The organism is Mesorhizobium sp. P171375 (assembly GCF_057786075.1).
In genome coordinates this window covers 1,177,103-1,195,164 of record NZ_JBYNWF010000001.1, presented here as the reverse complement: position 1 = coordinate 1,195,164, position 18,062 = coordinate 1,177,103, and the positions used below count along the sequence as shown (strand labels likewise).

21 protein-coding genes and 2 pseudogenes are annotated in these 18,062 nt (G+C 64.2%); 6 read left to right on the top strand and 17 right to left on the bottom strand.

Annotated elements, in window-relative coordinates; all coding sequences use genetic code 11:
* Positions 1-17: 17 nt before the first annotated feature.
* On the top strand, positions 18-650 hold the full coding sequence (locus ACYHH6_RS05985; RefSeq protein WP_352582664.1) for an HAD family hydrolase: 633 nt from the start codon (positions 18-20) through the stop codon (positions 648-650).
* Positions 651-901: 251 nt separating this feature from the next.
* On the opposite strand, the gene ACYHH6_RS05980 is transcribed toward ACYHH6_RS05985, so the two are convergent.
* The 8 genes and pseudogenes from ACYHH6_RS05980 to ureC form a co-directional block, all read right to left on the bottom strand.
* Positions 902-1,669: a class II aldolase and adducin N-terminal domain-containing protein gene (locus tag ACYHH6_RS05980; protein ID WP_352582666.1), complete on the bottom strand. Its 768-nt coding sequence runs from the start codon at positions 1,667-1,669 to the stop codon at positions 902-904.
* Positions 1,670-1,751: 82 nt separating this feature from the next.
* Entirely contained in the window at positions 1,752-2,384 is a 633-nt protein-coding gene (gene ureG / locus ACYHH6_RS05975) for an urease accessory protein UreG (protein WP_352582668.1), read from the bottom strand.
* 13 nt (positions 2,385-2,397) lie between these two features.
* Positions 2,398-2,837: pseudogene (locus ACYHH6_RS05970) on the bottom strand (DUF3995 domain-containing protein).
* Positions 2,834-3,508, bottom strand: coding sequence for an urease accessory protein UreF (locus tag ACYHH6_RS05965; protein ID WP_352583277.1), 675 nt, complete (start codon positions 3,506-3,508; stop codon positions 2,834-2,836). The pseudogene ACYHH6_RS05970 and the gene ACYHH6_RS05965 overlap by 4 nt, the downstream one beginning before the upstream one ends.
* Entirely contained in the window at positions 3,501-4,100 is a 600-nt protein-coding gene (gene ureE / locus ACYHH6_RS05960; protein WP_352583279.1) for an urease accessory protein UreE, read from the bottom strand. Before ureE ends, ACYHH6_RS05965 begins: the two co-directional genes overlap by 8 nt.
* A gap of 444 nt (positions 4,101-4,544) precedes the next feature.
* Positions 4,545-4,652: pseudogene (locus ACYHH6_RS05955) on the bottom strand (glutathione S-transferase N-terminal domain-containing protein); the annotation flags it as partial.
* 94 nt (positions 4,653-4,746) lie between these two features.
* On the bottom strand, positions 4,747-5,340 hold the full coding sequence (locus ACYHH6_RS05950) for a hypothetical protein (RefSeq protein WP_352582670.1): 594 nt from the start codon (positions 5,338-5,340) through the stop codon (positions 4,747-4,749).
* Positions 5,341-5,433: 93 nt separating this feature from the next.
* A complete protein-coding gene (gene ureC, locus ACYHH6_RS05945) occupies positions 5,434-7,146 on the bottom strand; it encodes an urease subunit alpha (RefSeq protein ID WP_435053192.1) in 1,713 nt (570 codons plus the stop codon).
* Positions 7,147-7,324: 178 nt separating this feature from the next.
* Between ureC and ACYHH6_RS05940 the strand changes: the two genes are divergently transcribed.
* Positions 7,325-7,687, top strand: a complete 363-nt coding sequence (locus ACYHH6_RS05940; protein WP_352582672.1) for a hypothetical protein — start codon at positions 7,325-7,327, stop codon at positions 7,685-7,687.
* Between the two features lie 129 nt (positions 7,688-7,816).
* On the top strand, positions 7,817-8,302 hold the full coding sequence (locus ACYHH6_RS05935) for a hypothetical protein (RefSeq protein ID WP_352582674.1): 486 nt from the start codon (positions 7,817-7,819) through the stop codon (positions 8,300-8,302).
* Between the two features lie 26 nt (positions 8,303-8,328).
* Here the strand turns inward: ACYHH6_RS05935 and ACYHH6_RS05930 are convergent, their stop codons facing one another.
* From ACYHH6_RS05930 to ACYHH6_RS05910, 5 genes are read right to left on the bottom strand one after another with little or no spacing between them, the layout of a single operon-like run.
* On the bottom strand, positions 8,329-8,634 hold the full coding sequence (locus ACYHH6_RS05930; RefSeq protein WP_352582676.1) for an urease subunit beta: 306 nt from the start codon (positions 8,632-8,634) through the stop codon (positions 8,329-8,331).
* Between the two features lie 8 nt (positions 8,635-8,642).
* Positions 8,643-9,236, bottom strand: coding sequence for a HupE/UreJ family protein (locus ACYHH6_RS05925; protein WP_352582678.1), 594 nt, complete (start codon positions 9,234-9,236; stop codon positions 8,643-8,645).
* A gap of 28 nt (positions 9,237-9,264) precedes the next feature.
* On the bottom strand, positions 9,265-9,519 hold the full coding sequence (locus tag ACYHH6_RS05920) for a DUF1272 domain-containing protein (protein WP_352582679.1): 255 nt from the start codon (positions 9,517-9,519) through the stop codon (positions 9,265-9,267).
* A 10-nt stretch (positions 9,520-9,529) separates the two neighbouring features.
* A complete protein-coding gene (locus ACYHH6_RS05915; RefSeq protein WP_023693076.1) occupies positions 9,530-9,832 on the bottom strand; it encodes an urease subunit gamma in 303 nt (100 codons plus the stop codon).
* Between the two features lie 30 nt (positions 9,833-9,862).
* Positions 9,863-10,705: an urease accessory protein UreD gene (locus ACYHH6_RS05910; protein ID WP_352582681.1), complete on the bottom strand. Its 843-nt coding sequence runs from the start codon at positions 10,703-10,705 to the stop codon at positions 9,863-9,865.
* A 214-nt stretch (positions 10,706-10,919) separates the two neighbouring features.
* On the opposite strand from ACYHH6_RS05910, the gene ACYHH6_RS05905 reads away from it, so the two are divergent.
* The 3 genes from ACYHH6_RS05905 to ACYHH6_RS05895 all read left to right on the top strand — a co-directional run bounded on the left by ACYHH6_RS05905 (position 10,920) and on the right by ACYHH6_RS05895 (position 13,229).
* On the top strand, positions 10,920-11,174 hold the full coding sequence (locus ACYHH6_RS05905; RefSeq protein ID WP_023671226.1) for an acyl carrier protein: 255 nt from the start codon (positions 10,920-10,922) through the stop codon (positions 11,172-11,174).
* Positions 11,175-12,383: a beta-ketoacyl-[acyl-carrier-protein] synthase family protein gene (locus tag ACYHH6_RS05900; protein WP_352582682.1), complete on the top strand. Its 1,209-nt coding sequence runs from the start codon at positions 11,175-11,177 to the stop codon at positions 12,381-12,383.
* Positions 12,384-12,524: 141 nt separating this feature from the next.
* Complete coding sequence (locus ACYHH6_RS05895) at positions 12,525-13,229, top strand: glutathione S-transferase family protein (protein ID WP_352582684.1); 705 nt, start codon at positions 12,525-12,527, stop codon at positions 13,227-13,229.
* 9 nt (positions 13,230-13,238) lie between these two features.
* On the opposite strand, the gene ACYHH6_RS05890 is transcribed toward ACYHH6_RS05895, so the two are convergent.
* The 4 genes from ACYHH6_RS05890 to ACYHH6_RS05875 form a co-directional block, all read right to left on the bottom strand.
* On the bottom strand, positions 13,239-13,589 hold the full coding sequence (locus ACYHH6_RS05890) for a hypothetical protein (RefSeq protein WP_112559977.1): 351 nt from the start codon (positions 13,587-13,589) through the stop codon (positions 13,239-13,241).
* Between the two features lie 85 nt (positions 13,590-13,674).
* Positions 13,675-14,295, bottom strand: coding sequence for a nucleoside triphosphate hydrolase (locus tag ACYHH6_RS05885; RefSeq protein ID WP_112559976.1), 621 nt, complete (start codon positions 14,293-14,295; stop codon positions 13,675-13,677).
* Between the two features lie 356 nt (positions 14,296-14,651).
* Positions 14,652-15,743 (bottom strand): hypothetical protein, encoded by a 1,092-nt coding sequence (locus ACYHH6_RS05880; protein ID WP_352582686.1) that lies wholly within the window; start codon positions 15,741-15,743, stop codon positions 14,652-14,654.
* A 408-nt stretch (positions 15,744-16,151) separates the two neighbouring features.
* Positions 16,152-17,966 (bottom strand): methyl-accepting chemotaxis protein, encoded by a 1,815-nt coding sequence (locus ACYHH6_RS05875; protein ID WP_352582687.1) that lies wholly within the window; start codon positions 17,964-17,966, stop codon positions 16,152-16,154.
* Positions 17,967-18,062 lie beyond the last annotated feature (96 nt).

The following is an 18,062-nucleotide window of genomic DNA, read 5'->3' as shown; positions in this document are numbered from 1 at the left end:
CAAAAGGAGCCTCGCGCATGACGCCGAAAGCGGTTTTCTGGGATATGGACGGCACGCTGGTCGACAGCGAGCCGCTGCATGAGGCCGCCCTGGTGGCGGCGCTGCGCAGCGTCGGCATAGCGCCACCGGTCGACCTGCATGAGCGGGTGCTGGGCATCGCCGCAGGACCGGTCTACGAGATGCTGCGCAGCGAGTTCGGCCTCGACCTGCCCTTCGACGACTGGATCGTGCGCAAATACGATCACTATTTGCCAATGGCAGCGACGTTGAAGCCGCGCCCCGGCGCGATCGAGGTGTTCAACGCATTGCGGGCGCTCGGCGTGCAGCAGGCGGTGGTGTCCAATTCCGACCGGGTGATCGTCGACGCCAATCTGAGCGCCGTCGGCCTGATCTATCCCGGCATGCGCACGATCAGCCGCAACGACGTGCGCGAAGGCAAACCCCACCCCGAGCCCTTCCTGCGCGCCGCGTGGCTGGCCGGCGTCGATCCTGAGGATGCGGTGGCGGTCGACGACAGCGTGACCGGCGCCACATCCGGCCTGGCGGCGGGGATGCGCACGATCTTCTGGCCGGAAGCGCCAATGGAAGGACCGCCCGGGGCTGTGGTGATCAACAGCGCGGAAGAGTTGCGGGCTCAGTTGGGGCTCTAAGCGTCAGCATTGGGGGAAGGGCGGCGAGCCTGAAACCAGCCCCCTTCTCCCCGTCACTATACGGGGAGAAGGTGCCGGCAGGCGGATGAGGGGCAGCGCTGACTTGGCAAAGCGTCGGCGTCCAGATGCTGATTTCTGAAACCTTGGCGCTGCCCCTCATTGTCCTGCCGGACATTTCTCCCCGTATAGTGACGGGGAGAAAGTGGCTGTGTTGATGGTTTCGCCAACTACCGGCGTTGCGAAATGACCTCTCAGCTCCGGTAAACCGGCTCCTCCTCGTCGAGGATCGCCTTGAGCTCGGCAAGATGACGCTCGGCCTGGCCTGGATAGTCGTCCATTTCGCTGGCGGCCTTTTCGGCGATCGCGTCGGAGAGCGTGCGCAGCGGACGGCCGGTCCACAGCGCCTTGATGTAGGTTTCGGCGGCGCGCTCGAAATAGAACATGCGGTTGAAGGCATCGGCGACGGTATCGCCGATGACCATCACGCCATGATTGCCCATCACCATCACCTTGACCTTGGGGTCGGTGAGCAGCTGCGAGCAGCGCTCGCCCTCTTCCTCGAAGGCCAGCCCGCCATAATGGGCGTCGACGACATGGCGGTTGAAGAACATTGCTGAGTTCTGGTCGATCGGCGGCAGGGTCGAATCGGCCAGCGATGCCAGCACGGTGGCGTGGATCGAATGCACATGCATGGCGCAGCGCGCATGCGGGACGTTGCGGTGGATGGCGCCGTGCAGGCCCCAGGCGGTCGGGTCCGGCGCATTCGGGCCGGACAACGTCTCGGGATCGCTGGCGTCGATCAGCAGAAGGTCGCTCGCCTTGATGCGTGAGAAATGCACCTGGTTGGGGTTCATCAGGAATTTGGTGCCGTCCTCGTTGACCGACAGCGAGAAATGATTGGCCACCGCCTCATGCATGTTGAGCCGCGCCGTCCAGCGGAAGGCAGCGGCGAGATCGACGCGCTCTTCGTAGTAGGGCAGGTTGGTCAGCGTTTCCTTCTGCAGGCGGGCGATGCTCATCTGAAAACCTCCGTTTTCGAGAGAATGCCGCGCCCGACCGTGGCCAGCAACGGTAAACTGGTGGGTCAGGCCGGCTTGCAGGTCAAGCGGCCGAGCGAGCCGGCTGCAGCCCGCCATGCTCGACGATGAAGTCGATGACGTCCTGCAGGCCCTTGCCGCGCGACAGGTCGGTGAAGCCGAACGGCCGCTTGCCGCGCATGCGGGCGGCGTCGCTCTCCATCACATCGAGGTTGACGTTCACGTAGGGCGCGAGATCGCTCTTGTTGATGATGAGGAAATCGGAGCGGGTGATCGCCGGCCCGCCCTTCCTCGGGATTTCCTCGCCCTGGCAGACCGAGATGACATAAAGCGTCAGGTCGGCAAGGTCGGGCGAGAAGGTGGCGGCGAGATTGTCGCCGCCGGATTCGATGAAGACGATGTCGAGGTCCGGAAATTTTTTGTTGAGCCCGGCAATCGCTTGCAGATTGATCGAGGCGTCCTCGCGAATGGCGGTGTGCGGGCAGCCGCCGGTCTCGACGCCGACGATGCGGTCGTCCGGCAGCGCCTGCAGGCGGGCCAGCATCATGGCGTCTTCCTTGGTGTAGATGTCGTTGGTGACGACGGCGATGGAAAAATCGTCGCGCAGCGCCTTGCAGAGCTTTTCCGTCAGCGTCGTCTTGCCGGATCCGACAGGACCGCCGATGCCGATGCGAAGAGGGCCGTTGGCCTGAGTCATGCAGAAAACTCCGTCATGTCGAAAACTCCGTGATGGCGAGGATTGCAAAGCTTAGCCCGATCAGCAGGCAGAGCGGCGAATAGAAGCTGGTATCGAGCCGTGCAAAAGGTTGCTCCGGCGCCAATCTCCGCCACCAGGGCGTGAAACCGGCAATGCTGCGGCCGAGAAACACCAGCCCGATGAGCAGCGCGCTTGCGGCGAGGCCTTCCCTGGGAAAGGCGAGGCAAAGAAGCCAATGAGCGCCAGCGGCCACAACGTTGCCAGACACAGGCACGCGGCAACGGCAAAACAGGCAAACGTCGTCGGCATCTCGTCAACGCCGCGAAAGCCGACAACGGCGTGGGCGCAGGAGGCGCCGTCCCTGCCCGGCCAGATGCCGCCAAGGCCCCAATAGACATGCAGCGCGGTGATCAGCAGCAGGACGGCCGAAAGAGCGAAGGCGAGCGTGGTCATGAGCGGAACAGCCTGGAGTATTGCGTCTCGTGCTTCATCGCCATCACGTCGGAGATGAAGGCGCAGCCGCCGAGATCGTCCAATGTCGAGCCAGCCGCCCGCGCGGCGGTCGCCAGCGCCAGCGGCTCGAAGCCGGCGAGCAGGGCGGTGGCTCCACTCTGACCGACCACGCCCAGCCGGATAGCCGCCTGGACGAGGTTGGAGAAGAAGGCCTGCAGGAAGGCGGACAGCGCGTCCTGAAGCGCGATGCCATTGCCGCCGGCAACGGCGCCGACAGCGACACAGTAGGCGCATTCGGCCGGCAAGCGGCCCAGCACGGGATTGGACCATGCCGACGCAGCTTTCAGGAAGGCGGCGCCTTGCAGCATGGTTTCGGTGTGGCGCTCGTGCGAGCCGGCCAGCGCTTCGGCGAGATCGGCAATTTCATGGAGGTCGCCACCCCCGTCGCGGGCGCGGCGCCAAGCCTCTGTGAACAGCACGGCGTCGTTCCAGCCCGACCCCATCTCGACCAGCGTTTCCAGCCAGCCGGCGAGGCCATCGCTGTCGGCCACCAACCCGTCATGCACGGCGCGCTCGAGGCCGTGGCTGTAGGAGAAGCCGCCGACCGGAAAGGCCGGCGAGAGCCACGCCATCAGCCGCAGCAAAGCGATGCCGGAAGGCTGGTCAGTCATGATCGTGATGATGCCCGTCATGGGAATAGCCGTGGGAATGGGAATGCGACTCGCTGTGTGAGTGAGAATGCGTCTCGGCGTGGCTGTGTGCATGCGCTTCGGCGTGCGCGTGGCCATGATCATGCCCACCGGAGTAAGCGCCGCGCACCGGCTTGAACGGTTCGGAGACGTCACGCACCGTGGCGCCGAGTCCTTCCAGCATCGCCTTGATGACGTGGTCGCGCAGGATCAGGATACGGCCAGGCTCGATCGCCGCCGCCAGATGCCGGTTGCCGATATGCCAGGCAAGCTCGGTCAGGTGCACGGCGTCGCGAGCGCGGATGTCGTAGACCTCTTCGGATGCTGCAGTGATTTCGACATGGCGGCCGTCCTCCAGGACCAGCCGATCGCCATCGTTCAGGGTCACCGGTTCAGGCAGGTCGACCAGCACCTTGCTGCCATCGGCAAGCTCGATGGCACGCCGGCGCAGATGACGCTCGTCATGGGGCAGAACCGCACGACCGGATGGCGGTGTGGTTCCTGCATTGCCGGCAGGCAAAACCTGGACGGCGCGCGGGAATTTGGTGAAGTCGGTGTTGAGGTTGAGTTTCATCGCATGGCTCCGCCATTGGCTTGCGCCCGCGCCCGGGCAGGCCGCGCCAAGACGCGGTCGAAATAGGCGTTGACGCGCTCGGATTCGATCGGGGAATTTGCCGGCGCGGGCCCAGTTGCCCATGTCGCCCAACAACACGTCGACGGCAGAGAACCGATCGCCGAGCGCAAACGGGTCGTCGCCCAGGCGGCGGTCCAGCGCCTTGGTCTCGGAGGCGAAATCGTAGGCGGCGGCGGGGCCGACATCGACCCGCACTTCCTTCGGCAGCAGGAAGCGGTGGCGCACCTTGTTCCACAGCGGCGCCTCGAACTCCGACTGGGCAAAATGCATCCAGGAATCCATCTCGGCGCGTCCGGCGAGGCCGGGATTGGCGCCCAAACCCTTGTCGGCATGTTTGTCGGCGAGATAGACGCAGATCGCCGCCGAATCCGTCACCGTCAACTCGTCGTCGATGAGGATCGGCACCTTGCCCGACGGATTGAGCGCATAGGCTTCCGGCGAGCGCAATTTGACCTCGACGAATTCATAGGGCTGACCGAGTTCCTCGAGCATCCAGAGAACGCGGCTGACCCGGGATCCACGCGATCCGATGGCCTTGTACATGGTTGAACCCTTTTTCTCCGCGACCCTAGATGATTGTGGCCACTCAGACGATGGTGTCGAAGAGCCGCAGGATGAACGAGACCTGATAGATCAGCGTGCCTACCACGAAGGCAATGTGAAAACGGCGGTCGCGCACCAGGATGGCGGCGATGCACAGCAGGACGAAAACCGGCGTTCGGAACAGATATTCATTGCCGTAGCGGGCGAAATGCTCGGGGCCTTTCAGCAGCGTGTCGACGACATCGAGCAGGTAGGTCGTCGCCAGCAGGCCGAAGAACCAGCCGCGGCGCGAATAGAAGAAATCCTCGTAGCTGGTGTAGTCGAGCATCGAATCCGGAAACAGCAGCGCGCACAGCAGGAAAAGCGTGATGGCGTAGAAGATCAGGAACAGGTACTTGCCGAAGGTCCAGGTCTCGATGGCATAGAGACCGAACTCCCACCACCAGAAATGCACCAGCAGCAACAGCATGGAAGCCACCCAGGCGAGGTGCACGGGGTAGAGCCTGTACTGGCCGGGATGCTGGACGATGCGCGCGAGCCCTGACAAAAGGCGCGTGACGCCAAGCCCGATCACCATGCCCATGACGATGCGGATATGCGGGAAGATGTCGTGGGCGGACGCTATTTCGGTGGCCATGCCTGATCACTATGCGGCTTGTCGTGGGCAGCATATTGCGGCGTCGGGATGCCAGCCGCAACGCATTTTGCCCGGTCGATCGGATTGCCGGCCTCAAAACAGAAAATACCGCTGCGCCATCGGCAGCACGGTTGCCGGCTCGCAAGTGAGTAGTTCGCCATCGGCGCGAACTTCGTAAGTCTCGGGGTCGACCTCGACATGCGGCGTAGCGTCGTTGAGCACCATCGAATGCTTGCCTATACCGCCGCGGGTGTTTTCCACCGCAACGAACTGCTTGTCGACGCCGAGGCGGCCATGCAGGCCCGACTCCAGTGCTGCCTTGGAGACGAAAGTCACCGACGAATTGGTCCTGGCCTTGCCATAGGCGCCGAACATCGGGCGATAGTGCATGGGCTGCGGGGTCGGGATCGAGGCGTTGGGGTCGCCCATCGGGGCGGCGGCGATCATGCCGCCGATCAGCACCATATCCGGTTTGACACCGAAGAAGGCCGGGTTCCACAGCACCAGATCGGCGCGTTTACCGACCGCGATCGAGCCGATGTCCTTGGACAGGCCATGCGCGATGGCCGGGTTGATGGTGTATTTGGCGATGTAGCGGCGGACGCGGAAATTGTCGTTGTTGCCGGTCTCCTGCGGCAGCGAACCGCGCTGGCGCTTCATCTTGTCGGCGGTCTGCCAGGTGCGGATCGCCACTTCGCCGACACGGCCCATGGCCTGGCTGTCGGACGAGATGATCGAGAAAGCGCCGATGTCGTGCAGGATGTCTTCGGCCGCGATGGTTTCCTTGCGGATGCGGCTTTCGGCGAAGGCGATGTCCTCGGGGATCGATGGCGACAGATGGTGGCAGACCATCAGCATGTCGAGATGCTCGGCCAGCGTATTGACGGTATAGGGCCGGGTCGGGTTGGTCGAGGACGGGATGACGTTGGGCAGGCCGCAGACCTTGATGATATCAGGCGCATGGCCGCCGCCGGCGCCTTCGGTGTGGAAGGCATGGATGGTGCGGCCCTTGATCGCCGCGACGGTGTTTTCGACGAAGCCGGATTCGTTCAGCGTGTCGGTGTGGATCATCACCTGCACGTCGTACTCGTCGGCGACCGACAGGCAGCAGTCGATGGCCGCCGGCGTCGTGCCCCAGTCCTCATGCAGCTTCAGCGAACAGGCGCCGCCCAGCACCATTTCCTCCAGCGCCGCCGGCAGCGAGGCATTGCCCTTGCCCGACAGGCCGATGTTCATCGGAAAGGCGTCGAAGGACTGGATCATGCGCGCCATGTGCCACGGGCCCGGCGTGCAGGTGGTGGCCAGTGTGCCATGCGCCGGGCCGGTGCCGCCGCCGAGCATGGTGGTGATCCCCGACATCAGCGCTTCGTCGATCTGCTGCGGGCAGATGAAATGGATATGCGCGTCGAAGCCGCCGGCGGTGAGGATCTTGCCCTCGCCGGCGATGATCTCGGTGCCGGGGCCGATGATGATGGTGACGCCGTCCTGCGTGTCCGGATTGCCGGCCTTGCCGATGGCCGCGATGCGCCCGTCGCGAAGGCCTATGTCGGCCTTGAAGATGCCGGCTGTGGCATCGATCACCAGCGCGTTGGTGATGACGGTGTCGACCGCGCCGCCGGCGCGCGACACCTGGCTCTGGCCCATGCCGTCGCGGATGACCTTGCCGCCGCCGAATTTCACCTCTTCGCCATGGATGGTGAGGTCCTTTTCGACCTCGATGAACAATTCGGTGTCGGCAAGCCTGACCTTGTCGCCGACGGTGGGACCGTACATCTGCGCATAGGCGGCGCGGGTGATTCTAGCCATCAGTCAATGCTCCTCAAAACGGTCTGGCTTCAGCCGAATTCCACATCGTCGCCATCCAATGGTCATGCAATGACCCGCTCGGCGACACCTTCTGATCCCATTTGGCCGTTGAGGTGGGCGTGCCACCCCAAACCAACCGTTTGCCAAATCCCTGGCCCATTCGATGGAAGGAAAATCCATGCGCAAAATCATCGTTCTTGCAGCCGCCGCCACGCTCGCCTCCGCGACCGTGGCCGGCGCCCAGCAGCAGCCGACGCCGCAACCGAAACCAACCGCACCTAGTGCTCAGCCGGCGGCGCCGGCGATCCAGAGCGTCAACATCGTCGATATCACCGAGCTGCCTGAGGCCACCCAGACACAGGTCAACCAGGTGATCGCCAAGCGCGGCGATGCCGGGCTGCAGAAATTGCGCAGCTCGATCGATGCGACACCGCAGCTCAAGTCGGCGCTCGAAGCCAAAGGGCTCACCTCGGCACAGGTGGTCGCCGCCAGCATGACCACCAATGGCGCGCTGACCCTGGTCACCAAGAAGGCGAGCTGACGACAGCGCCTGGCGGGCCGATACCCGGCCCGCCGGCCCTATCGCGGAGGGAACCTTCGCCGGACGGGAGTCGTTTGGCTTCTTTGGCGCCGAACGGCGTTGCGCAGAAAAGTTCGCCAGGAGCGATCTATGCCGACCATTCCCTTTGCCGACGCCAGATGGCTCCAGACCATAGCCACTAGCGTGTTCCTCGCGGCCTACGGACCGCCCGCCGCGCAGGCCGTTGAAAGCGCGGACACCGTCAACCGGATCGTCGGCTCCGATGTCCGCCAGGAAGAGGCGCGGACGACGACGGAGACCGGAAAGCTCATCGCCGCGATCGAGCGGACGCGTGAAAACATCGGCACGGTACGCAAGACATCCAAGCTCGACACGGTGGATATCGTCTTCCTCACCGACGCGGCGCGCAGCGAAGGCGGTCCGCCGCCGGCCGTCGAGAGCAAGGTCAGGCAGCATCAGGACGATATTGCGGAATTGCGCAAGGAGATCGACGCCAACGCGCTGCTGTTCAATGCTATCGATTCCAGGCGCGTGCTTGCCGAGGACGTCCTCGCCGTCGAATTCGACGGCCCCGCAGGAATCGTCATCTATGCAGCGGCCAGGCCATCGAACTGATCTCAGGGCGTTCGACCCTGTCGATCTCACAGCTTGCCCATGATTTTCTGCTGGAAACCGTAGACCTCGCGTTTTCCGCCGAGCGGCACCAGCGTGACGTCGCGCTGCTGGCCCGGCTCGAAGCGCATCGCCGTGCCGGCGGCGATATCGAGACGCATGCCGCGGGCTTTGTCGCGATCGAATTTCAGCCCCTCATTGGTTTCGAAGAAATGGTAGTGGCTGCCGACCTGGATCGGCCGGTCGCCGCTGTTGGCGACTTTGAGCGTCACGGTCGGCAAACCCTTGTTGAGCTCGATGTCGCCGCTTGCGGTGATGATTTCGCCGGGGATCATCCTGGCCCTCACAGAACGCCGAAGACCAGGCTGACGCCGACCGCAGCACACGCCGCACCGGCAGCGCGGGCGAGGCCGCGAAAGCGCATGCCGAGACCGAGGCCGGCGGCGATGCCTATGGCATGGAGCGCTACCGTGGCAACGGCAAAGCCGGCCATATAGTCAAGCCCGCCGGCATTTTCCGGCACTTCGGTGCCATGGGCATGGCCGTGGAACAGCGCGAACAGGCCGATGATGGCGACACCGGCCGAGACCGGCAATTCGACCGCCAGCGCAACCAGCAGGCCGAGAGCCACCACGGAGGCCAGGATGCCCGGTTCGACGAAAGGTAACGACATGTGCAGCATGCCGAGCGCGCCGCCGACCAGCATGACGCCGACAAAGGCCAGCGGCCAGGCCCAGATCGCCTTGCCGCCCTTGAGCGCGGCCCACAGGCCGACGGCGACCATGACGGTCACATGGTCGAGACCGGACAGCGGATGCGCGAAGCCCGCCGTGAAGGACGAGGTGGAGCCGATGCCGACATGGGCATAGGCGGGCATGGCCGCCGCCAGCAGCAGGATTGCGGCGAGCGTGGTGCGTTTGGTCGAAGCGGAGATCATCGGTCTACCTTCCAATTCAGGATAACAGTCACGCGGCCTTGCGCGGGCCGCAGCCTTCGGCCTTGAGCACGCGTTTGGTCGAGGCCGGATATTTCTTCAGCTTCTCTGCCGGCCGGATTGGGCGGACGGAAAAATTGCCGCCGCAATTCGGACAGACGCCGCCCAGCACATTTTCAGCGCAGTCGGCGCAAAAAGTGCATTCGAAGGTGCAGATCAGCGCATCCGTCGCTTCCGGTGGCAGGTCCTTGTCGCAGCATTCGCAGTTGGGCCTGAGTTCGAGCATCGTTTCCTCCTCACCTGATCGGTTCGTGCACGGTGACCAGCTTGGTGCCGTCGGGAAAGGTCGCCTCGACCTGGACGTCGTGGATCATCTCGGCGATGCCTTCCATCACCTGCGCGCGAGTGACGACATGGGCGCCGGCCTCCATCAGTTCGGCGACCGGGCGGCCGTCGCGGGCGCCCTCGACGACGAAATCGGTGATCAGCGCGATCGCTTCGGGGTGATTGAGCTTGACCCCGCGTTCCAGCCGCTTGCGTGCCACGATCGCCGCCATGGCGATGAGCAGCTTGTCTTTTTCACGCGGCGTAAGGTTCATGCGCTTTCCTGGATTTGGCCTGGATTTGGCTCAGAGTGACCATAATTTGGGCAGACCGGCCCGCCCGTTGAGCAGTTCGACGAGCGGAACCAGCCGCTTGCGCAGCTGGTAACCGTCCTCGGCAAACAGCCTCGCAAGAAGCTTGCCAGATCGTTTCACGCTCCAGGCGCTGGCATCGCCGTCGGCGCCGATAATGTCGCGGGCCGGCTCGAGCAAGGTTTCGGCATGCGGCGAAACCATCAGCAGCGTCGCCACGGCAATGGCGCCGCCGGCAACCGCCGGGCGGCCAAGGGCGGCTGCAATCGCCGGCCCGATGCGGAAATCCTCGGCATGAATGAGCGCGCCGTCCCGGCGGACCCGCCAGCGGTCGTGGAAATGGCCTTGCGTTGCCTGTTCGCCCATGGCCAGGCGGCCAAAGACGGTGGCCTCGAGCAGCAATGCCTCGCCGCCTGCGGCAAGATCGACTTCCAGCGTGCGGGCAAAGGCCGAGCGGTCGAAGGCGATGGTTTCCTGCGGCAGCCAGGCAATACGGCCATCCGCGCCGACGCCCAGCTTTACCCGCACTTCGGCACGGTCGCTTTCGGCGCGATAGATCTTTTCGCAGGCCTGGGTGGTGATCGAAGCGGAGGCACCTGGCCCGACATCGATCTCCCAGCCGAGCCGATCACCGCCAGTCAGCCCGCCCGCGGTGTTGATGAGCACGGCTTCGAGCGGATCGGCCGCGACGGCCGGCATCCGGATCTTGGCCGATCCATCCTGATAGAGGCGCGACAGCCTGGTGCGGCCGGCACTGACGCCGCATGCAAGCCGAGCAGCACCAGCGACGCGCTGGGCCGGCAGCACCGCGGTCAAGCCATGTTGCAACGTATCCATCGCCCCAACGTTAAGCACTCCGGCTGCTTTGTCGATATGTAGCTTGTCGATATAGCTTGTTGCTTGACAGCGTTTCCGTTTCTATAGAGGGAGCCTCTTTGGAACGGTCATGCCGCGCCTGGCGGGGTTTTGAAGGCGACGGCGATTTTCAGTCCAGGCAACAGGGGCGCCAACCAATCGGCACCCGAAATGATAAAATTGGGGAAGGAATCGAATGGCTGACGAGCTGGCAACGGAAATCATCGCCAAGATCAGGGCACATGCGGAGCCCGGCGGCGAAGAGATCACCACCAATACGGAATTGACCGCGCTTGGCATCCATTCCCTGGAACTGACCGAGATCATCTTCGATCTTGAGGAGCAGTACGGCATCGAGATCGAGATGAACACGGTCGATGCCTGGAGCAATCTGAAGAATGTCGGCGACATGGTCGAGGCTGTTCGCGCGCTGATCGCGAAGAAAGCCTGAATGCACAAGCGAGTCGTCATTACCGGCATAGGCGGCATATGCGGGCTTGGCACCAATGCGCCTGCGATCTGGAACGAAATGCGCGCGGGACGATCGGCGATCGGCCAGATCGACAACCCGCTGCTGCATGATTTGAAGGTCAAGGTCGGCTGCGAGATCAAGGCGATGCCGGACCATGGCATCGGCCACAAGCAGACCGTGTCGATGGACCGCTTCAGCCTGCTGGCGGCGATTGCCGCGCGCGAAGCCATGCAGCAGGCCGGACTGACGTCGGATGAAGCCACCACGTATCGCATGGGCACCGTCGTCGGCGTCGGCGTTTGCGGCTGGGAAGCGATCGAGGAGAACTATCGCGCCATCCTGATCGACGGAAAGAACCGTGCCGGCATCTTCACCGTACCGAAAGTGATGCCAAGCGCTGCGGCCGGCCAGGTCAGCATGGTGCTTGGCCTGCGCGGGCCGGTGTTCGGCGTCACCTCGGCCTGTTCGTCGTCGAATCACGCCTTCGCCTCGGCGGTCGATCAGATCCGGCTTGGCCGCGCCGACGTCATGGTCGCCGGCGGCACCGATGCGCCGCTGGTCTGGGGCATTCTAAAGGGTTGGGAAGCGCTGCGGGTGCTGGCGCCCGACACCTGCCGGCCATTCTCGGCCGACCGCCAGGGCCTGTCGCTGGGCGAAGGCGCCGGCATGGCGGTTCTGGAAACCTACGAACACGCCATGGCGCGCGGTGCCGACATTCTGGCCGAGATTGCCGGCGCCGGCCTTTCCGCCGATGCATCCGACATCGTCGCGCCGACTGTCGAAGGGCCTACGGCGGCGATGCGCGCCTGCCTGGCCGACGCCGGGCTCAACCCCGAGGACGTCGACTATCTCAACGCCCACGGCACCGGCACCAAGGCCAACGACCAGATCGAGACGGCGGCGATCAAGCGCGTGTTTGGCGACCACGCCTACAAGCTCTCGGTGTCGTCGACCAAGTCGATGCATGCGCATTGCCTCGGCGCCTCGGGCGGCCTGGAGATGATCGCCTGCGTGATGGCGATCCGCGAAGGCATCGTGCCGCCGACGGCCAATTTCCGGCAGGCCGACCCCGATTGCGATCTCGACGTCACGCCCAATGTGGCGCGCGAGCGCAAGGTGCGGGCGGCGATCAGCAATGGTTTTGCCTTTGGCGGCACCAATGCCGTGATTGCGTTCAAGTCGGTCTGACGGCGGGCGGCTGGCCGTAAACCGTTGGTAAACACGGTGTGTGCACCGCCGGCCGGTTGATCGGCAAACACGTGGCGGATAATCCTTCGCAACCCGCCAAACGGCGCGACGCCAGCGCCAAATTCCCGACCGGAGCTTTCGATGACCGACCTGTCCGCTTTTCCGATCACCAAGCGTTGGCCGGCCAGCCATCCCGATCGCCTGCAACTCTATTCGGCGACGACGCCGAACGGGGTGAAAGTGTCGATCGCGCTGGAAGAACTCGGCCTGCCCTACGAGGCGCATCTGGTGGACATCGGCAAGGACCAGAGCTGGACGCCGGAATTCCTGTCGCTGAACCCGAACGGCAAGATTCCGGCCATCATCGATCCCGATGGCCCGGGCGGCAAGCCGTTTGGCCTGTTCGAATCCGGCGCCATCCTGCTCTACCTCACCGACAAGACCGGCAAGCTGATCCCGGCCGATCCGGTGCGGCGCTACGAAACCATCCAGTGGGTGTTCTTCCAGATGGCGGCGATCGGGCCGATCTTCGGACAGGTCGGCTTTTTCAACAAATTCGCCGGACGCGAGATCGCCGACAAGCGGCCGCTGGATCGCTACCGTAACGAGTCGCGGCGGCTGATCGGCGTGCTAGAGACAAGGCTGAAAGGCCGCAGCTGGATCATGGATGACGATTTTACCATCGCCGACATTTCAATACTGGGCTGGGTGCGCAATCTGATCGGCTTCTACGAGGCGCGGGAACTCGTCGGCTTCGACGGTTTCCCCACCGTTGCGGCATGGCTGGAGCGCGGCCTGGCGCGGCCTGCGGTGCAACGAGGCCTCACCATTCCAGCTAAAGGCTGACGAGCCGAGCTACTTTGCCTTGGCTTTGGCCTTGGAGCCGCCTCTGCCCATGACAGACGACGCGAGCGATGCAGCGCCTCTGGCCGTGGCGACAACGGCGCCGGCGGCAACGTTGGCTACATTGCGCATCGTGCCTACCGAGCTGCCGCTGGCTGCCGGCTTCTTGGCCTTGGCAGGCTTTGCCGCCACCTTGGCCGCTACGCCTGGCACCACCTTCTTCGGCGCCGCCTTGCCGAAAGCCGGCTTTGCATCCTTGGAGCGCTCCGCAATTGCCGGGCCGGCGCCTGCTTTTGCCTGGGTGGCCTTGGCTGGCGTTGCCCTGGATTTGGCGGCTGCGGGTTTTCTTGCTTTGGTTGCCATCGGACGAAATCCCTCTGTGGCTAAGTTGCCTCGTCAGCGATAACGACCTGAAAGTCTTAAGGTTCCCGTTCGGAAATCCTGAGAATTATGCGGGATCGCCCACAACAAGGTCGGCGGACCTTCGCCGGCCAAGCACGCGGTCGATGTTGGGCATGTCGTTGGAGGCGATCCAGGCGCGTGCGTCTTCGTCCGAACGGCCATGTTCGTGCCAGCGCTCCAGCAGGCGACGCTCGAGTTCGGCGCGCGGCACATCGACAAAGATGGTGAAGTCGAACAAAGGCGCCAGCCGCGACCACGGCTCCTCGTCGAGCAGCAGGTAATTGCCCTCGACCAGGATGAACTTGGCCTCGGCAGCGACGATAGAGGCTGCGGCGCGCGACAATTCCATGCTGCGGTCGAACACCGGAATGGCGATGTCGGGCTCGCCCGAACGGATGCGCTTCAACAGCGCCTCAAAACCGGCGAAATCGAAGGTTTCGGGAGCGCCTTTTCTTGGCCGCAGGCCGCGCTGGTTGAGCACGATATCGTCATAGTGAAACCCGTCCATCGGCACGACTTCCGAGGCGCCTTCCGGCAACAGATCATGCAGGCCGGCCGACAGCATCGACTTGCCGGCGCCGGGCGGGCCGGCAATGGCGACGATGAAGCGCTTCGCCTTGCCGGCGCGCTTGAAGATGGTGGCGGCGAGGTGGGCGATTTCGGACATGAGAGCCTCTTTTGCAGCCAGATGGTTTCAGCCGCATCTTGGCGGCTGTTGGTGGAAATTTCAAACCGGGATTTGGGTCGTCTGGCCAACAGCCAACGATCCAGGTCAGCGCCGCACCTCATCCCCCTGCCGGGAGTTCGTCATTCGAAAAGCCAAGCAATTGGCTTTTCGTCCGCTTCGCGGACCACTCCTCGACTCCCCGTATAGTGACGGGGAGAAGGGGCTGGCCGCGACCTCGCGCATTTCTTGCAATGTCGAAGATTAGCGAAACCGTCGGCGACATCACCCCTCTCCCCGTCACTATACGGGGAGAGGATGCCGGCAGGCGGGTGAGGGGCAGCGCTAGCGTTCGAAAATCAGCCGTGCTTGCCGATGCGCAGGAAATCGCTGTCGAAGGCGACGTCGCGGGTCGAACCGTCGGCTCCGGTGAGACGCATCTGACCATCCGCCGTCGCGATATCGCGCGGCGGTTCGCCGCTTGCCTGCGGCAGCGCGCCGATGACATGACGGAAGGAGACATCGCCGCCGAGCGCAAAGGCGGTCGGCACGCCTTCGCGCTTCAGCCAGTTGTCGCCGATCGAGGCGGCATGGCCGACGGCGGCGCGGCCGTCCTCGATGCCGAGCACGCCGCGATGGCGGCCGCTCCACGGCGCGTAGTCGCGGCCGCCATTGCTGAACCACAGCATGGTGACCGGCAACTCGGCCGGGTTCTTCAGCACCAGCACCAGGTCCTGTTCGGCCCGGCGCGCCAGCGCCGTCCAGCCCGGACCGCCATGATCGGCCTCAACCATGGTGATGAAATCCTCGCGCTGATCCTCCATGCGGTAGTCGGTGAGATCGAGCGTGCCGCCGCCGGTGGCCGGAAAGCGCGTCAGATCGGTGGTGCGCGCGGGATAGGCAAGCTTGAAGCGGCCGCGAGCCGGATCGGGCTCCAACGGTGTGTCCAGCGTTGCGGCAAAGCGCTTGGGCGAAAAGGCCAGCCGGCCGCCGTCGCGCATCGCCGTCATCGGATGGTGGGCGGCGGACACCGCGCCCGACCCACCGGAAAAGACATGCTCCTGGTAGAGGAAGGGATGGCCATCCCGAAGCATAAAGATCTTGTCGACCGAGGCGCCCATGACCTGGCGGCGCAGCCGGAAGATGGCCCGCCAGCCATCGGATGTCGCTTCGCTGGCAACGACATCCCAACCGCTGTTAGCCGGCCAGCCATGCAAGGGTGCTGCCTCGATGTCGCTGGCCGAAAACGGCGCGCACAGGAAATCGCCTGAAAGCCGCACGGTGCCCTCGGGCAGGTCCGGCGGCAGCGTCTCGCCGGCGTCGATCCAGGGCGCGCGGTGCAACGGTTTCAGCTGGCGGCCCTCGCTGTCGACGGTCATGTCGGCGATATGGCCGACGGTGAGGTCGACCGTGACCGAGATGCCTTTTGCCTTGATCGTGACCGTATCCATCCATGCACCTGCTGATTCTGATGGAAGCGAACAAACCCGCTCGGCGAAGCTTGCGCAAGCGCAGCTTCCGGCATTTTGCATCAGGCCAGTTCGCTGTCGAAGGCGGCCAACTTGTCGAAGGTCAGCGCCGCCCCTCACCTGCCTGCCGGCATCCTCTCCCCGTATAGTGACGGGGAGAGGGGCGCTGTCGCCGCGACTTTCGCCAATCACCAGCGCTGCAAGAAGGGCGCCGGCGTTGCGGCCAGCCCCTTTCTCCCCGTCACGATACGGGGAGTTGAGGAATGGTCCGCGAAGCGGACGAAAAGCCAACTGCTTGGCTTTTCGAATGACGAACGTCCGGCAGGGCAATGAGGGGCGGCGCAAACGGTCGGAACGGCAAGGCATATAGACCAAGACCGGCCCCGCCCCCTACTGCCGCTTGTATTCCCGCACCGGCGACTTGGTGCCGTCGGTGTAGGTGACCTGCACCGCCATCGACGTCACGCTGTCGGCGACCTTGAAGTAAGGCTGGTAGTCATAAGGGATGGCGTAGGGATCCTTCTTGTCGCAAGGCGGCAGCTTGATCTCCTTGTCGAGCGCGGTGCCGTTCAGGCTGTAGCGCACCTCCTTGATGCCGCAACGGTACGACAGCATCTGCGAGAAATAGACCAGGCCGTGATTGCCGCTGGCGTCGAAGGCGATCCACGAGGTCCAGAACTGGTCGAGGATCTGCTTGTTGCCCTGCTGGAGTGCGGCTTCCGGATCGAAACTTATGTTGAACGGCCCGGTCTCGCGGCCCCTGAGATCGAGATATTTTACCCCGATGATGGTGGCCATCGTGCTGTCGGGCAATTCGAAGCTCGGATTGGGCATCGGCTTGCCGGTGCGCTGGTCGTTCATCGCCATCAGCCCGGTATCGGTGAACGGACCAGACTCGCCCAGCCGCCAGGAAATGCCGGTCGCCGCCTCGGGCAGCGAGATGGAAATTGTCCAGCCGGCATTGGAGCGCATCGGCGTCAGCGACGGGGCAAAACGGGCGGGGTCGAGCACGTCGCCAAGGGCCGTTAGCCGGCTGCGGCTGCGGTCGAGCCAGTCGGCAAGCTGCGTCTGGTCGACGAAATATTTGAGCAGCCCGCCATCCTTTTCGTAGGAGACGAACCTGGTCAGCGCCTCGGCTTCGCCGCGCTTGTCGGACAGCGACTGGACACCGAGGCGATCCTCGGAGAACTCCTGCGCGAGCAGATAATAGGCCGGTGCGAAATCCGGATTTGCCGCGATAAAAGCGTTGAGCTTGTCGAGCCGCTGGGCATCGTCGAACTGCAGGATATGGACCAGCTTGATCGACAGCGCCTTGCCCTTGTCGGCCAACTGGCCGAACACTTCGCGCGCACCGGCGTTGCCGTCCTGCACGCGCAGCAGCGTGGCAAAGCGGGTGTAGGGATCGACGGCGTCGACGTCGAAGCCGGCAAAGGCGAGGTAGGAGCGGCGGGCATTGAGCATGTCGCCGGACAGCTCGTAGACGCGGGCATTGTGGTAGAATTCGTCCGGCCGCTTCGGCTCGGCGATCGCGCCGCCTTGCGCGGCCAGTGCGGCGAAGCCCTTGGCGATGGTGTCGATCGAGGCGGCGATCTGCTCGGTGGTCGCCTGCAGCTTGTCGGCCTGCTCGGCCTGTTTCTGCTGCCCGGCAGCGAGCGTTTCGGTGGTCTGCTTGACCTGATCAACGGTCTTTTGCGTCTGCGCGCCCTGTTCGGTCTGCTGCTGCTGGTTCGACGCAATCTCCTCGGTCTTTTTCGCCACCGCGTCGGTCGATTGCTTGACCTGGTCGACCGTCTGCTGGGTCTGCGTGACGGTCTGCTCGATCCTGGCCACCCTGGCCGAGACGATGCCCAGCTGCTGCTGCAGTTGCGCGATGGCCGGCACCAGGCCGGCGATGATCCCGTTCTGCGAATTGGTCTGCTGCTGCAGGCCGTAGACGCCGCCGGCGACGGCGGCCGCACTGGTGGCAAAGATCAGCGCCGGCAGCGCCTTTGCGGCCAGCACCAGTCGCAGAACAATGGCGATGGCGATGATGGCGGCGGCAACCGAGGCGACCAGCGCGATATAGGCGGCGAACGGCGCCAGCGGATTGAGAATGTCGGAAGCGGCACCACCGATGAAGGCGACGCTGCCGGCCCATTTGCCGGTGCGGCCGAGCGAAGCCCTGATAAGAGATGGCGCAGCCGCGCCGATGTCACCGGTCGTCATGTCAACCCCCCCAAAGCAATTGCCGCGCGCAGTGTAGCAGCGCAACCCCGTCGGCAAAACAGGACAGGAAACGGGCGATTTCGGGGCGGGGCGGAC

What these genes read in the sequence shown, in the direction of transcription:
- ACYHH6_RS05980 (WP_352582666.1), bottom strand. Translation starts at nt 1,669, where the DNA reads ATGAGCATCGCCCGCCTGCAGAAGGAAACGCTGACCAACCTGCCCTAC.
- ACYHH6_RS05930 (WP_352582676.1), bottom strand. Translation starts at nt 8,634, where the DNA reads ATGATCCCCGGCGAAATCATCACCGCAAGCGGCGACATCGAGCTCAAC.
- ureG (WP_352582668.1), bottom strand. Translation starts at nt 2,384, where the DNA reads ATGACTCAGGCCAACGGCCCTCTTCGCATCGGCATCGGCGGTCCTGTC.
- ACYHH6_RS05900 (WP_352582682.1), top strand. Translation starts at nt 11,175, where the DNA reads ATGCACAAGCGAGTCGTCATTACCGGCATAGGCGGCATATGCGGGCTT.
- ureC (WP_435053192.1), bottom strand. Translation starts at nt 7,146, where the DNA reads ATGGCTAGAATCACCCGCGCCGCCTATGCGCAGATGTACGGTCCCACC.
- ACYHH6_RS05875 (WP_352582687.1), bottom strand. Translation starts at nt 17,966, where the DNA reads ATGACGACCGGTGACATCGGCGCGGCTGCGCCATCTCTTATCAGGGCT.
- ACYHH6_RS05890 (WP_112559977.1), bottom strand. Translation starts at nt 13,589, where the DNA reads ATGGCAACCAAAGCAAGAAAACCCGCAGCCGCCAAATCCAGGGCAACG.
- ACYHH6_RS05885 (WP_112559976.1), bottom strand. Translation starts at nt 14,295, where the DNA reads ATGTCCGAAATCGCCCACCTCGCCGCCACCATCTTCAAGCGCGCCGGC.
- ACYHH6_RS05985 (WP_352582664.1), top strand. Translation starts at nt 18, where the DNA reads ATGACGCCGAAAGCGGTTTTCTGGGATATGGACGGCACGCTGGTCGAC.
- ACYHH6_RS05880 (WP_352582686.1), bottom strand. Translation starts at nt 15,743, where the DNA reads ATGGATACGGTCACGATCAAGGCAAAAGGCATCTCGGTCACGGTCGAC.
- ACYHH6_RS05915 (WP_023693076.1), bottom strand. Translation starts at nt 9,832, where the DNA reads ATGAACCTTACGCCGCGTGAAAAAGACAAGCTGCTCATCGCCATGGCG.
- ACYHH6_RS05950 (WP_352582670.1), bottom strand. Translation starts at nt 5,340, where the DNA reads ATGGCCACCGAAATAGCGTCCGCCCACGACATCTTCCCGCATATCCGC.
- ACYHH6_RS05910 (WP_352582681.1), bottom strand. Translation starts at nt 10,705, where the DNA reads ATGGATACGTTGCAACATGGCTTGACCGCGGTGCTGCCGGCCCAGCGC.
- ACYHH6_RS05895 (WP_352582684.1), top strand. Translation starts at nt 12,525, where the DNA reads ATGACCGACCTGTCCGCTTTTCCGATCACCAAGCGTTGGCCGGCCAGC.
- ACYHH6_RS05935 (WP_352582674.1), top strand. Translation starts at nt 7,817, where the DNA reads ATGCCGACCATTCCCTTTGCCGACGCCAGATGGCTCCAGACCATAGCC.
- ACYHH6_RS05925 (WP_352582678.1), bottom strand. Translation starts at nt 9,236, where the DNA reads ATGATCTCCGCTTCGACCAAACGCACCACGCTCGCCGCAATCCTGCTG.
- ACYHH6_RS05920 (WP_352582679.1), bottom strand. Translation starts at nt 9,519, where the DNA reads ATGCTCGAACTCAGGCCCAACTGCGAATGCTGCGACAAGGACCTGCCA.
- ACYHH6_RS05965 (WP_352583277.1), bottom strand. Translation starts at nt 3,508, where the DNA reads ATGACTGACCAGCCTTCCGGCATCGCTTTGCTGCGGCTGATGGCGTGG.
- ureE (WP_352583279.1), bottom strand. Translation starts at nt 4,100, where the DNA reads ATGAAACTCAACCTCAACACCGACTTCACCAAATTCCCGCGCGCCGTC.
- ACYHH6_RS05940 (WP_352582672.1), top strand. Translation starts at nt 7,325, where the DNA reads ATGCGCAAAATCATCGTTCTTGCAGCCGCCGCCACGCTCGCCTCCGCG.
- ACYHH6_RS05905 (WP_023671226.1), top strand. Translation starts at nt 10,920, where the DNA reads ATGGCTGACGAGCTGGCAACGGAAATCATCGCCAAGATCAGGGCACAT.